The 13,271-nt window shown below is 57.6% G+C and carries 12 protein-coding genes; 5 read left to right on the forward strand and 7 right to left on the reverse strand.

Annotated features, from left to right (window positions below; all coding sequences use genetic code 11):
* Window positions 1–19: 19 nt before the first annotated feature.
* On the reverse strand, window positions 20–1,816 hold the full coding sequence (locus ORG26_RS20035; protein ID WP_266364961.1) for an IPT/TIG domain-containing protein: 1,797 nt from the start codon (window positions 1,814–1,816) through the stop codon (window positions 20–22).
* A 129-nt stretch (window positions 1,817–1,945) separates the two neighbouring features.
* Here ORG26_RS20035 and ORG26_RS20040 point away from each other — a divergent pair, with 129 nt between their 5' ends.
* Window positions 1,946–3,469 carry a P-loop NTPase family protein gene (locus tag ORG26_RS20040; protein WP_266364963.1) on the forward strand — a complete coding sequence of 508 codons (1,524 nt, stop codon included), beginning with the start codon at window positions 1,946–1,948 and terminating at the stop codon, window positions 3,467–3,469.
* A 100-nt stretch (window positions 3,470–3,569) separates the two neighbouring features.
* On the opposite strand, the gene ORG26_RS20045 is transcribed toward ORG26_RS20040, so the two are convergent.
* Both ORG26_RS20045 and ORG26_RS20050 read right to left on the reverse strand, forming a co-directional pair.
* Window positions 3,570–3,890 carry a heavy metal-binding domain-containing protein gene (locus tag ORG26_RS20045; protein ID WP_266364965.1) on the reverse strand — a complete coding sequence of 107 codons (321 nt, stop codon included), beginning with the start codon at window positions 3,888–3,890 and terminating at the stop codon, window positions 3,570–3,572.
* 115 nt (window positions 3,891–4,005) lie between these two features.
* Window positions 4,006–5,595 carry a sensor histidine kinase gene (locus ORG26_RS20050; RefSeq protein WP_266364967.1) on the reverse strand — a complete coding sequence of 530 codons (1,590 nt, stop codon included), beginning with the start codon at window positions 5,593–5,595 and terminating at the stop codon, window positions 4,006–4,008.
* A 357-nt stretch (window positions 5,596–5,952) separates the two neighbouring features.
* On the opposite strand from ORG26_RS20050, the gene ORG26_RS20055 reads away from it, so the two are divergent.
* A complete protein-coding gene (locus ORG26_RS20055; RefSeq protein ID WP_266364969.1) occupies window positions 5,953–6,501 on the forward strand; it encodes a lipocalin family protein in 549 nt (182 codons plus the stop codon).
* 50 nt (window positions 6,502–6,551) lie between these two features.
* On the opposite strand, the gene ORG26_RS20060 is transcribed toward ORG26_RS20055, so the two are convergent.
* From ORG26_RS20060 to ORG26_RS20070, 3 genes are read right to left on the reverse strand one after another with little or no spacing between them, the layout of a single operon-like run.
* The gene (locus ORG26_RS20060) at window positions 6,552–7,226 is read right to left on the reverse strand and encodes a uracil-DNA glycosylase family protein (RefSeq protein WP_266364971.1); all 675 of its coding nucleotides are present in this window, start codon (window positions 7,224–7,226) and stop codon (window positions 6,552–6,554) included.
* Window positions 7,227–7,248: 22 nt separating this feature from the next.
* Entirely contained in the window at window positions 7,249–8,037 is a 789-nt protein-coding gene (locus ORG26_RS20065; protein ID WP_266364973.1) for a serine hydrolase, read from the reverse strand.
* A 29-nt stretch (window positions 8,038–8,066) separates the two neighbouring features.
* Window positions 8,067–9,008: a 2-hydroxyacid dehydrogenase gene (locus tag ORG26_RS20070; protein ID WP_266364975.1), complete on the reverse strand. Its 942-nt coding sequence runs from the start codon at window positions 9,006–9,008 to the stop codon at window positions 8,067–8,069.
* Between the two features lie 162 nt (window positions 9,009–9,170).
* Between ORG26_RS20070 and pdxA the strand changes: the two genes are divergently transcribed.
* The gene (gene pdxA, locus ORG26_RS20075) at window positions 9,171–10,412 is read left to right on the forward strand and encodes a 4-hydroxythreonine-4-phosphate dehydrogenase PdxA (RefSeq protein ID WP_266364977.1); all 1,242 of its coding nucleotides are present in this window, start codon (window positions 9,171–9,173) and stop codon (window positions 10,410–10,412) included.
* 27 nt (window positions 10,413–10,439) lie between these two features.
* Window positions 10,440–11,330, forward strand: coding sequence for a YicC/YloC family endoribonuclease (locus ORG26_RS20080; protein ID WP_266364979.1), 891 nt, complete (start codon window positions 10,440–10,442; stop codon window positions 11,328–11,330).
* Window positions 11,331–11,431: 101 nt separating this feature from the next.
* On the opposite strand, the gene ORG26_RS20085 is transcribed toward ORG26_RS20080, so the two are convergent.
* The gene (locus ORG26_RS20085) at window positions 11,432–12,508 is read right to left on the reverse strand and encodes a saccharopine dehydrogenase family protein (RefSeq protein WP_266364981.1); all 1,077 of its coding nucleotides are present in this window, start codon (window positions 12,506–12,508) and stop codon (window positions 11,432–11,434) included.
* Between the two features lie 126 nt (window positions 12,509–12,634).
* Here ORG26_RS20085 and ORG26_RS20090 point away from each other — a divergent pair, with 126 nt between their 5' ends.
* Window positions 12,635–13,225, forward strand: a complete 591-nt coding sequence (locus ORG26_RS20090) for a DNA-3-methyladenine glycosylase (RefSeq protein ID WP_266364984.1) — start codon at window positions 12,635–12,637, stop codon at window positions 13,223–13,225.
* The last annotated feature ends 46 nt before the right edge of the window (window positions 13,226–13,271 follow it).

Below are 13,271 nucleotides of genomic sequence, written 5' to 3' on the forward strand. Positions count from 1 at the left end.
TGTGTAATCCCGGTCCTGACTATTCCACCACAAACCCTTTCGTCGTGCACACGGTCCCGGCCGCATTTGTCAGGCAGATGGGGCCGTTTTTGGCGTCGGCGGGAACGGTGACAATGAGGCTTGTGCCGCTGAGGCGGAAGGTCGCCGTGGAAGACGCGCCGTTGCTGAATTTGACGGACGTTACCGTGTTCAGGTTTACGCCGGTGATGGTGATGGTGCCGCCTGCTTTAGCCGAATCGGGTGAGAAGGCGAGGCCGGACAGGGGCTTCAGCACCGTAAAGGCCGTTCCGGTCGTGGTGGTGCCCGCCGGATTGACCACCCGGACCGGGCCGCTGTCGGCATCGGCCGGCACTTTCACCCAGATTTCCTCCTCTGTATTCCGCCCGTCGAAAGCCGCGGCGGTGGTGCTGCCGGTGAAAAATACGTCGGCATCTTTCAGATAATCGCCTTTTATCGTAACCCGTCCACCCACGGCCGCCCGGTTGGTAAAGTCCGTGATGACAGGCCGCTGAACAACCGTCAGGGTGCGGCTCGATGTGGCGGTTCCGGCGCGGTTGGTGACGCTGACCGTCGCCGAGGTCGCACTGGCCGGCACCGTTACGCGCACGGCGGAGCCTTCCGTCCGGCTCGCGATGGTAGCGACCTGATCGCCGATTTTCACTTCCCGAATCCGGTTCAGGTTCTGGCCGGTGATCGTCAGTTGGTCGCCGGGTTTGACGCGGTCGGGGCTGAACGAAATGTTGGCGGGCAGAAAGGCCACGAAGAAATTGACCGCGCTGCTGGCCGAGCCGCCTACGCCGTTGACGTTGATCGGAAACTCGCCGGACTGCGTTACGTCCGGAACCGTTACCTCCAGCTGGGTATTGCTCAACACCCGGAACGGCGCTTCGAGGTTGCCAAAAATGACGCGGCTGATGTCGAGCAGATTCAGACCCGTCAGGATGAACTTGTCGCCGCGGACGCCCTCGTTCGGGCTGATGTTGCTGACGGCCGGAGGGCTCACGATGACCAGGCTGTCGCCGCTGGTGGCCGTCAGTCGGTTGTAGGTCGTAATGACGATCCGGCCGGAGCGGGCCGTCTGCGGCACATAGGTGCGGATGATTTCGTCCTGAATACCGGTCACGTTGACATCGACCACCACCCCGCCAATCTGCACTACGCCGCCCGTAAAGTTGCGGCCCTGAATCACGATTTCGGAGCCGGGCCGGGCGCGTCTGGGCGTAAAGGATGTGATCTCGGGAACCCCGGCCACCAGAAATTCGGAGGAAACCTGACCGCCGGAAGTAGTCAGGGTGATGTTGGACGGGCCGCGCCCGATGTTTTGCGGAATCTGAAATTTAACGGATTTCTGCGTCGAGTCGGAAATGACCGTGACGGGGATGCCGCCCACCCGGATGCCCCGAAGCTGGTCGAGGAAATCGCCGGTCAGGGTGATGGTATTGCCGGAAAGCCCGTAGTCCGGGCTGACCGCCGTAATGGTCGGGGCGGGTTGCAGCACCGTAAAGGATAGCGGTTCGGAGGCCCCTTCGCTGTTGGAAAGCTGAATGAGCGTCTGGCCGAGCGGCATCCGCGGAACGGTGACGATCACGGATTGGTCCGTGGCCGATTTGACGGCGGCGGAGACCGTGGTCCCGGAAACGCCGAACGTCACGGCCGGGCTGTCGCCGAACTTGGCCCCCGTGAGCGTGATGTCTTCACCGATGCGTGCGCTGGTCGGCGTGATGCGCCAGACTTCAGGCGGGTAGTTTTTGACCCGGCAGGAAACCTGAGTGAGGAGCAGGAAAAGGAGACCGACAAGGGAGAATTTTATTCGCATACAGAGCATCACAAACGCACGAAACCGGCATCTTGCCGTAAATTTAACCAAATTAGCCAAGCAAAAACCATTTGCCTGAAAAGCCTGTTTACCTGTCCGGATACCTCCACCAACCAAAACCCCGATTGAATGAGCTACCGAAATCTAAAAGCAAAGGATTTACTGCAAATTAAAACCCTTGGCGACCTCAAAAAGGCGGGCTATCAGACAAAATCTATCAAACAGGAACTTCGCGATAATCTTATTGACAAAATCCGTGCTAAAGAAGCGGTTTTTCCCGGCATCTGGGGTTACGAAGATACAGTGATTCCGGAAGTTGAACGGGCGATTCTGTCCATGCACCATATCAACCTGCTCGGGCTGCGCGGCCAGGCCAAAACCCGGATTGCCCGCCTGATGGTGAACCTGCTGGACGAGTACATTCCCGTGGTGGAAGGGTCGGAACTGAACGATGACCCGCTGCAGCCGCTTTCCCACCATGCCCGCGCGCTGGTGCAGGAGCGGGGCGATATGACGCCGGTTTCGTGGCTGCACCGCGACGATCGCTACACCGAAAAGCTGGCAACGCCCGATGTGTCGGTGGCCGACCTGATCGGCGACGTGGACCCCATTAAGGCGGCAACGCTGAAACTGCCGTACTCCGACGAACGGACGATCCACTTTGGACTCATTCCCCGTTCGCACCGCTGTATTTTTGTCATCAACGAACTGCCTGATTTACAGGCCCGTATTCAGGTGTCGCTGTTTAACATTCTCCAGGAAGGCGACATCCAGATTCGGGGCTTCAAGCTGCGGCTGCCCCTCGACATCCAGTTCGTCTTTACGGCGAACCCGGAAGACTATACGAACCGGGGCAGCATCGTGACGCCGCTGAAAGACCGGATCGACAGCCAGATTGTGACGCACTACCCGAAATCGCTCGAAATCGGTAAGAAAATCACCCAGCAGGAAGCCATCATCAAAACAGAGCAGAAAGGGCTGGTGAAGACCAACGATCTGGTGGCGGACCTGATCGAGCAGGTGGCGATTGAGGCGCGGGGCAGTGAGTATGTGGATGCCAAAAGCGGCGTTTCGGCCCGTCTGACTATTTCGGCTTACGAAAACCTGCTCTCGGCGGCCGAACGGCGGGCGCTGCTCAATAGCGAAAAGGAAACCTACGTCCGCGTGGCGGATCTGTACGGCGTGGTGCCTTCGATCTGCGGCAAGGTGGAACTGGTGTACGAAGGCGAAGTGGAAGGTCCGGTCATTGTGGCCCAGAACCTGATCGGCAAAGCCATCCGCAACCAGTTTCTGAATTACTTCCCGAACCCGGAGAAGGCCAAGAAAGACAAGCGGGGCAATCCGTACAAGAAAATTACGGACTGGTTCGGAGATGGCAACGTCATGGAAGTTCTCAACGACCTTTCCACCCGTGATTACGAAGCCCGCCTGCGCACCATCGACGGCCTCGACGACCTGGTGGATCAGTACCACCAGCGGCTGGGCCGTCAGGAAAAGCTGTTCATGATGGAGTTTGCCCTCCACGGTCTTGCCGAACACTCGCTCATCGGGAAAAAGTCCCTGGATACCGGTCAGCAGTTCAAAGACCTGCTCGGCTCCATGTTCAACCCCGGAACGCGGTTCGGAGAAGAAGAGGACGAGGACCAGTTTTAAAAATTAAGAATTAAAAGTTAAGAGTTAAAAGTATGCTCCGCTTGGGAATGACACCTATCTGAGCGGAGCATACCTTTAACTCTTAACTTTTAATTTTTAACTATTCTACGACCACCGCCGTTCCGTTGGCGCTGACCATGAGCAGGCCGCCGTTGTTGCCGATGGTCTGGTAGTCGAGGTCGACGGCGATGATGGCGTTGGCGCCGAGGCGCTGGGCCTGTTCGATCATTTCGGAAATGGCGATGCCCTTGGCTTCGCGCAGGGCTTGCTCGTAGGCGCCCGAACGTCCGCCGACCACGTCGCGGACGCTGGCAAAAAAGTCTTTGATGAGGTTGGAGCCAATGATGGCTTCGCCGTTGGCCAGTCCGAGGTACTGAGTGATGCGTTTGCCCTCGATGTTGGGAGTAGTGGTTATCAGCATTTGGTAAAAGAGGCAAAGTAACGGATTGACAAAGTAGCAAATATCTAAGTCACTTTACAACCGCACGACGGCAATGCCCGCCTCCTTTGTCACTTTGCTCCGTTTGGACGTGCCCTTACGATACCGCTACCGGCTGGGGCTCCGGAACGGAGTCGGAGCGCAGGGGCAGGCCCAACCGAAACACCGTGCCGCCGATTTCCGGTGAGTCCACCTCAATGGTAGCGCCGAGTTTGTCGGACAGCGCCTTCACGATGGAAAGGCCCAGACCGGACGAGCTTTCGTTGTTGGTCGGGCGGGCCGACAGGCGCTGAAACCGTTTGAAAAGCTTGTGCCGCTCGTCCGGCTGAATGCCCGGGCCCTCGTCCCGGATGGAGATGTAGCAGCGCTCATTGTATTCGTCGACCGAAATGTAGATGTTCCGGCCGATGGGGGTGAATTTCAAGGCGTTGCTGATGAGGTTGTCCAGAATCCGCACGACCAGTTCAAAATCGGAATGCAGGATAATGGGCTGGGGCGGCTTGTTGACGTGCAGCGTTATGTCTTTCTGGATGGCCTGGACCTGGTACCCGCTGATGAGCGATTCGATGAGGTCGTCGAGTTCGATTTCGCTGATCTGCAGCGGCTGTTCGGAATAAACCAGGGAGTTATAGAAGACAATGCTGTTGATGAGGTCAACGCCCCGGCGCACCGTTTTGAGGCCATATTCGATGTTCTCCTGCTGTTCCTCGTCCAGGTTATGGCTGCTCATCAGAGAGTGAAAAATGGCGGCAATGGTTGCCAGCGGGGACTTCAAATCGTGGGCAATGACACTGATCAGACTTTCAATTTCGCGATTGACTTCTGCCAATTCTTCATTTTTGTGGGTCAGACTGTTGTGTTGTTCCATAAGGTGCCGATTAGCCCAGAATAGTTCAGAGATGTCGTTGAACATCCACTGACGGCCCCGGAAGTCGTTGGTCCGGATCGGGTGCGAAGTAACACTTATGACTTTATTCCCCAAATCCAGAATGCGGTCTTTTATTTCAAAATTGGGGTCGAGCAGCAATTGCATCAGCTCCAGCTGGTTGCCGAAGGCCTGTTTGCTGCGGCTGAGCAGGGCCAGAATGGCCGAAAAAACAGAGTTGACGGTATGCTCGGAATGGTGGTTGGGCAGCTCCAGCAGATCGGCCGCCGCCGGGTTGAGCCAGACCGAATTGGCAATTTCGTTGATCTGGATGAGGCCCTGAGACGCCATCCGGAACCGCGATTCCAGCTGCTGGTTCAGCCCGACCACGTGCTGGGACATGACCTGAAGCAGAATTTTATCCTGAAGCCACCGCAGGGCCATCCGCAGATCATCGTCCGACTGAAGCGGCGGCTGATTCCAGCTGATCAGAATCCAGCCGTTGAGCGAGGGGTGAAAAAGGGCGTGACTGAACAGCGTATATTCATTACCGAAAAAGAACCGGAGCGACTGGGGCAGTTCCTCCGGAATCAGCTGATCGCGGGTCTGGGCCGCTGCCCGGCACGGAAATACCCCCGGCAGCATGTACGAAGGCGAGGCAAACAGTAAGTCACAGAGAGAATCCTGATACCAGCGCAGAATACAAATTCGGTCGGCTCCCGTAAATTTTTTTATCAGGGTAACGCAGGCCGCAATATCCGGTGTGTTGTCAGAATCCGACTCAACCTGATTATAGGCCTGGAAAAATTCATTCCAATTCATATCCGGTCAGCCGTCAATTATTATTTGTCTTGCAATAGCTAGAGTTCATCGTCTTTTCTATTGACAATCAATGGTGTGTTAGTTACCTCTTTTGTTCTTTAAAGAACTACAAATGTACCTCTTAGTATACTAAGAAAATATAGTTTGCCGCATTTAGATTTATTAAAATTTACAAATTCCCCGCCTGCAGCCTATTTCAAGCATCTGCAGACAAATTAAGCCGGAAAGCCCGGACATCTTGACCGTTCAATCAAAGAATGCATCATTCATCCACTTTCCGGAAAACTTCTTTTTAGTATTTCGCAATTTTGAGGCCGTTTATTCGTCATCCATTATACCTTCCCCAAATTTTTCACCATGTACTCAAAATCCATTCTACGCATCCCTGCCGGCTGGACAGCCCTGCTGCTGCTGGTTCTGCCCCTCTGGCTTGCCAGCTGCAAAAAGGAAAACGACGTAACCTCTCCCAACTCGGCCGAAGGCAGCTGGCGCATCAACGCCCTGCGGTTCGACCCGGCTTTCGACTTGTTTGACATCGGGGTTCCGACCAGTGACGCGGTGGCGACCCTGAAGCAGGTGGCTACCCAGTTTCCGGAATATGCCGACGATGTAACGTGCTTTACCGAAACCCGTTATACGTTTAACAGCAACGGCTCCGTGGCTGTCGCCGAATCTCCGAAATGTGCTTCCAGCGCTGACTTCGAAAACCTTAATCCGGTTGACAACACCGCCAAGTGGAAAGTCGAAAATAACAAGATTACGCTGACCGACGCCAGCGGGTCGGAAACCTACGATTTCTCGCGTAACGGCGATACCATGAACTGGAGCGTTAAGGAGACGGACGATTTCGACGGCGACGGCAAGACCGAGACCGTGACGCTGACGCTGGAGTTTAAGAAAATATAAATAGTGGCTTTCCAGGCTACAGCCCGCTTCCGGCCGGAAGCGGGCTTTTTTTATGCCAGACAGTCCGCCAGCGTCCGGATGTACGCCTCCCGGTAGGCATCGACATCCCGGTTTCGGTACTGCAGAATGTAGCGCGGATGGTCCAGCGTCAGGATGCGGTCGAAAAAGCCGTGCTGCTCGTTGAGGCGGCGGAGGTAGGTTTCGTTCTTGCGGCCCAGACAGACGGCCACATCCCGCCGCCCGCCGAAGGTCAGCTGCGTCCGGACGGTTTCGGCGATGGCGGGCCAAAGCGCCGTGGTGGTAGCCCGGTCGTCGTAAAAATTGTAATTCTTCCCTTCCCGTACGAGCGCCAGCGGATACAGCGAGGTGATGAAGAAATGGCCGTAAAATTCCGCCGCCCCGCCAAATGCTTCAACCACCTGGTACACAAACCGGCTCGATACCTCCAGCCGTTTGGGAAGGTCGTTGTCGATGCCGCAGTAGGTCGCCAGATTCTGCGCCGACGTGAACGAAACGCCCGTGATGCCCGCCCCAAACCGGCCCGGATTAATGCCGAGGATGAACACGCGGGGACGGGTATCGTCGAAAAAGCGGGTGAAAAATCGCCGGACCACATCCTGAACGGCGGGCTGCCGGTACGGATTCAGGACCGAAACGCCCGGCGGCAGGTGGTCGGGTTCGTTCAGCTGGAAATAATAGTCGATGGCGCGGCTGGCGAAGGTCATGGATGGTATGGCTGTTTTCTGCCTAACGGTTAAAAACGGCAAAGCATTCCGCCGCCAGCTCGCCGATGACCCGCTCGGCCTCGGCGGTCGTCAGGCCCTGCACCAGCACCGACAGCACAAACGGGCGGCGGGCGTAGACAATCCCGGCATCGCCCCGCACGTAGGCCAGCGTCCCGGTTTTGTGCGCCACGGCGACGGTTTTGGGCAGCAGGCGCGGAATGGTGAGCGTGTCTTCGTTGCGTTTGAGGATGTCGAGCATCTGTTCACAAAGCGGCGCCGTACCGACCTGCCCGCGGTAGATCTGGACCAGCAGGCCGTTCAGCTCGCGGGCGGTGACGTAATTTTCCACGCCCCGCGCGACGGCGGCTGTATCCATCATCATCCGGTTCAGCTGGCTCTGCGTCAGGCCGAGCGTGCGCATCCGGTCGTTGACGGCCTTCATGCCCAGATCGCGGAGCAGAATGTTGGTTGCCGTGTTGTCGCTCAGCGTCATCATCAGCGTGATGAGGTCGCGGTAGGCGATGCGGCTCCGGTGCTGGTAGGTTTGCAGTACGCCCGAGCCGCCCACTTTGTCGGAATCCTGGAGGATGTAAATTTCGTCGGGGTTCAGCCGGCCATCCCGAACGGCTTCCATCGCTTCCACCATAATCGGCAGCTTGATGAGGCTGGCGGACGGCAGGCGCTCGTCGGCCCGCTGGTAAAAGGCCGTCGTATCGGCCAGCGACCGGACCGCCAGGCTTACGCGCGCCGCGGGCGGCAGCGTGCCGAGGTAGCGGTTCAGATTCGCGTGCAGGGATTGACCGAGTGCCAAAACAGGGAAGAGAAGGAAAAAGAGTACTTTCATAGAAGTTCCTGTAACTGCTGCACCAGCACCTCGTTGATGCGGACGTAGCTTTCGTGCGTCCAGCCCGCCACGTGCGGCGTCAGTACTACCTTCTCCGACTGGCGGAGGTAGTCGAAGGCGGCCTGCTGCTCGGGTGTCAGTTTCTGGAGCTTTTCGTTTTCCAGCACGTCCAGACAGGCACCGCGTATCTTCCCGGATTCCAGTCCCCGGACGATGGACGACAGCGAAGCGATTTCGCCCCGGGCGATGTTCACGAAGTAAAACGGCTTCGCAAACCGGGCGATCCATTCGTCGTCCACCATATGTCGCGTTTCGGAGGTGAGGGGAATGTGGAGGCTGACGAGGTCGGCCTGGCTGAAAATCTCCTCCATAGACACCTCCTGCGCGTAGGCGTCGCCGTAACCACTCCGGTATTTATCGTAACCAAGCACCCGGCAGCCGAAGCCCGACAACCGGCGGGCGGTGGCGCTGCCGTTGTTGCCGTAGCCGATGATGCCCCAGGTGAGGCTGCCCAGCTCGTACCCGCGGTTGCCTTCCCGGTCCCAGACGCCCCGCCGCACCTCGCGGTCGGCTTTGAACAGGTTCGCCAGCAGACCCAGCACCATCCCGACGGTATGCTCGGCGACGGCATCGCGGTTGCCGGTTCCGGCATGAAACACCCGGATACCCCGGCGGCTCGTTTCGGCCAGATCGATCAGGTCCAGCCCGGCTCCGGCCCGGCCGATGAAGCGGAGCCGGGGCCCGGCTTCCAGCAGGGAGGCGTCCACTTTGGTTTTACTGCGTATAAAAAGCCCTTCGTACCGGGCTAACTGTTCCAGCAGACCCTCCCGGTTGATGGTCGGCTGATAATCAAACTGAACATGCGCTCCTTCGAGCATTGGGAAAAGCGACGGGTGCATTTCGTCGGCAATCAGAATGGTCGGCTGTTGGTCGGACATCCGTAGGTTTTTGTAACTTGCAGGGAAAAGTTAAATTTTGAATGATTGAATGACTGAATAGCTCCGCTATCCTGAGATTGGTGAAGCTACTTACCGCAGCGGCGGACTGCCAATCCGTCATTCAATCATTCAAAATTTCTTCGGCGAAACTAACAAATGTAAATGGAACAGCGCCAATCGGAACGAAAAAACGAGCGTCAGTTGGATAATGGGCAGGAATGGGGCGGATCAGAAAAAAACGGTCAGGACCGGCAGGGTCAGGATCGGCAGAATGCTAACCGTAACAACCCCGAACGCATTAACCCCGAAGACCGGCTGGTCATCGGCATCACGCTCGGCGATTACAACGGCGTCGGGCCGGAAGTAATCCTTAAGGCTCTGCAAAACAATCGTTTGCAGAAGATTTGCACCCCGGTCATCTACGGCTCCATGCGGGTATTGAACCGGTATAAAAATATACTGCACCAGGCGGGACTCCCGATCAAGGACTGGAACCTGAACGGCATTCAGCAGGTAAGCGGGGCTAACCACCGCCTGACCAACGTCATTACCTGCTGGAACGAGCAGAACCAGAACGGTCAGAACAGCGATATTCAGCCCGGCAAAGTGACACCGGAGGCCGGGGCGGCCGCTTTAGCCTGTCTGCAGCGGGCTACCGAAGACCTGAAAGCGGGTCACCTCCACGCGGTGGTCACGGCGCCCATCAACAAGCACAACATTCAGAACGAGGAGTTTAAGTTTCCCGGACATACCGAGTACTTTGCCGCCCAGTTTGAAAACCGGGAAAATCTGATGTTTCTGGTGAGTCCGCAGCTCCGGGTGGGGGTCGTGACGGGGCACATTCCGCTGGGCCGCGTCCGTTCGTCGATCACGCGCGAGCGGGTTTTGCAGAAACTGAACCTGATGTACGCTTCGCTGCGGAACGATTTCGGGATTCGCAAGCCGCGGATCGCCGTGCTGGGCCTCAACCCGCACGCGGGCGAAAACGGGCTGCTGGGCAACGAGGAACAGGAAATTCTGATTCCGCTCATCAACGAACTGCGGCAGAAAGGCCAGCTGATCTACGGCCCCTTCCCGTCCGACGGCTTCTTCGGCACGCAGGGCTACCGGAAGTACGACGCCGTGCTGGCGATGTACCACGACCAGGGCCTGATTCCGTTCAAAACGCTGGCGTTCGATGAGGGCGTCAACTTTACGGCGGGCCTGCCCATCGTCCGGACGTCTCCCGACCACGGCACCGCCTACGACATAGCCGGGAAAAACCTGGCCGACGAAAATTCCATGCTCCAGGCGATCTTCCTGGCCTGCGACATTGCCCGCACGCGCAAAGAGGCGGCCGAACTCGAAACGAATGCATTAAAGAAAACGATTGGTCAGGAAGCCCTCAAAGGTGAACGGAACTGATCGAACCAAAAACACACAACCTGAAATATGCTCAAATCCATGACCGGGTTCGGCAGTGCGACGCAGGAGGCAGAGGGCCTTACGGTCACGGCGGAGCTCAAAACGCTGAATTCCAAATTTCTGGACATCTACTGCCGCATTCCCAAACAGTACTCCGACAAGGAAATCGAACTTCGTAACCTGCTGACCCACAAGCTGGAGCGCGGCAAGGTAGAACTGTCGCTGAACATCAGCCGTACGGCCGATCTGCGCCCCGGCGTGTCGGTCAACCGGCCGCTGGTGGAGGCTTACCTCGGCGATCTGCGCCAGACGGCCAACGGCATGCTCCTGACCATTCCGGACCACGAACTGTTTCGCCTGGCCCTGCAGCAGCCGAACGCCTACCTGACCGAAACGGTCGCCTCGCCCGAGAGCGCCAGTGGCGATTGGGAAGCCATTCAGAGCGCCGTGCACGAAGCCATCCGCCGCTGCGACGAGTTCCGCCAGCAGGAAGGCAACGCCCTTGAAGTGAAATTCCGGGAGTACATCGCCGCCATCAGCGACCGCCTGGCGCTGGTGGACGAACAGGATGCCCGGCGGATTCCGGCCGTGCGGGAACGCATCCGGACGATGGTCACCGACCTGCTCGGCAATGAGGATTTCGACCAGAACCGCTTCGAGCAGGAACTGGTGTACTACGTCGAGAAATTCGAGATTTCGGAAGAAAAAGTCCGGCTGAAAAATCACCTCGATTACTTCCTCGAAGTGCTGTCCACGGAAGAGGCCAACGGCAAAAAACTAAACTTCATTTCGCAGGAAATCGGCCGCGAAATCAACACCATCGGCTCCAAAGCCAACGACGCCGCCATCCAGCGCCTGGTCGTGCAGATGAAGGACGAACTGGAAAAGATCAAGGAGCAGACGATGAACGTGATTTAAAATTAAGAGTTAAGAGTTAAAAATTAAAAGTAGGGCTCCGCTGATTCAGGACTTTTGCCTGGCGGAGCCCTACTTTTAATTTTTAACTCTTAACTCTTAACTTATAATTCAATTTGGGCTTTTTCCCGCCGGAAAAACTGTCCGTTCCGGGTTTCGAGGAAGGCGTCGAAGGGGATTTCTTCCTGCTTGAGGAAGCCCTGCTGGGGCAGGAGGCCGTCGGCGACGAGTTCGACCACGGCGGCGACCGAACCGGCGGTGGTCCAGGAGATGGCCCGCCAGTGCTGCCCGTCGATCTGGCGCGGGTGATAGGCCCGGTAAAATTCTTCGCGTTCCAGCACACCGTCTTTCCAGCCTTCCACGACGGCGTAGACGTAAACCACGTCTTCCTGCACCGGCGGTTTGGCTTCGGTCAGAATCTGCTCGGCCAGTTCACGCTTGTTTTTCAGAATCAGTTCATACAGCAGAAAGCGCATCAGCTTCGCGTGGCCGGGGTAACGGATCGTCTTGTAATTGAGCGTGTCTACCTGCCCGGCGAAGGTTTCGCACATGGTGCCGAGGCCGCCCGAGGTGCTGAAGGCCTCAAATTCCTGCCCTTCGATGTTGATCACCTCAATGCCGTCCAGCGCCGGAACCATCTTGCCGACGCCGTTAGCGATCACTTCGCAGTCGTTTAGGTACTCGTTGATGACGCCCGCCGGTGACCAGGTGAACGAATAGCCGAGCAGGCCGTTCGGGTAGCGGGGCAGGGCACCCACGCGCAGTTCAATATCCCGCAGCTGGGTGAAGCGTTTGGCTAAATCGGCCCCGACGATGCCAATCAGGCCCGGTGCCAGCCCGCACTGCGGCGCCATGACCGACCGGGACGTTTTGGCCATTTCGCGGATGGCCGTAGTCGTCGGAACGTCTTCCGTCAGGTCGAAATAATGAACGCCGAGTTCGTGCGCGGCGCGGGCAATGGGCAGGTTGAGGTTGTAGGGCAGGCAGGATACCACGGCATCGAAAGCGCCGAGGGTCTGCCGGATGGCCGCTTCGTCGGTGACGTCGCCCGACACGACCGGGAAAGGAAGTTCGTAAACGGGTTTTTGCCGGTCGAAGCCCGTCACGCTGAATCGTTTGTTGAGCAGGATGCCTACCAGAGAGCCGACCTTGCCCAACCCAACTACGAGGACATTTTTCATAGTTTGTGAAAGAAGTGGGAATGGATGTCGGTCGCCAAGTTACAAAAGCGGACGGGCAAAGCGGCAGGACAATAGCTTTTTTTGAAAGTTCTTCGCCTCCTGGCGCCTTTGCCGGAAATTCAGCCCATGAAATTACCTCTTTCCTTTTACGAGCAGCACGACACCCTGACGCTGGCCCGGCAGCTGCTGGGCTGCGAGCTGGTCCACGAGAACGCGGACGGCCGCACGGCGGGTCTCATCGTCGAAACGGAAGCTTATCTCTGGGGCGATCCGGCCTGCCATGCGTACCGCAAAAAAACGCCCCGCAACGCCGCCATGTTCGGCCCGCCGGGGACGCTGTACGTGTACCAGATCTACGGTATGTACCATTGCGTGAACATCGTCAGCGGTCCGGAAGGAATCGGGGAGGCGGTGCTCATCCGGGCGCTGCAACCGACGGAAGGCCTGGACCTCATGGGCCTGCGCCGCGGACTCGACCCGGCTACGCCGTTTGGCTTGCAGGGCCTGTGTAGCGGTCCGGGCAAACTCGTCATCGCGATGGGCATCGAACGCGGCGAGCACAATTTCTCCTCCCTGGAAACCGGCCCCCTGTTCATCCGCGCCCGCCCACTGCCCGATTTTGAAATGGTCACCACCACCCGCATCGGCATCACCCAGGGCGCCGACCTGCCGTACCGGTTTTATGTGAAGGGGAATCGGTTTGTGAGTAAGAAATGAGTGAGTGAGTGAATGACTGAATGACTGAATGAGCGGTCCGCCGCCG

The organism is Tellurirhabdus rosea (genome assembly GCF_026278345.1).
GTDB classification, from domain to species: Bacteria; Bacteroidota; Bacteroidia; order Cytophagales; family Spirosomataceae; genus Tellurirhabdus; species Tellurirhabdus rosea.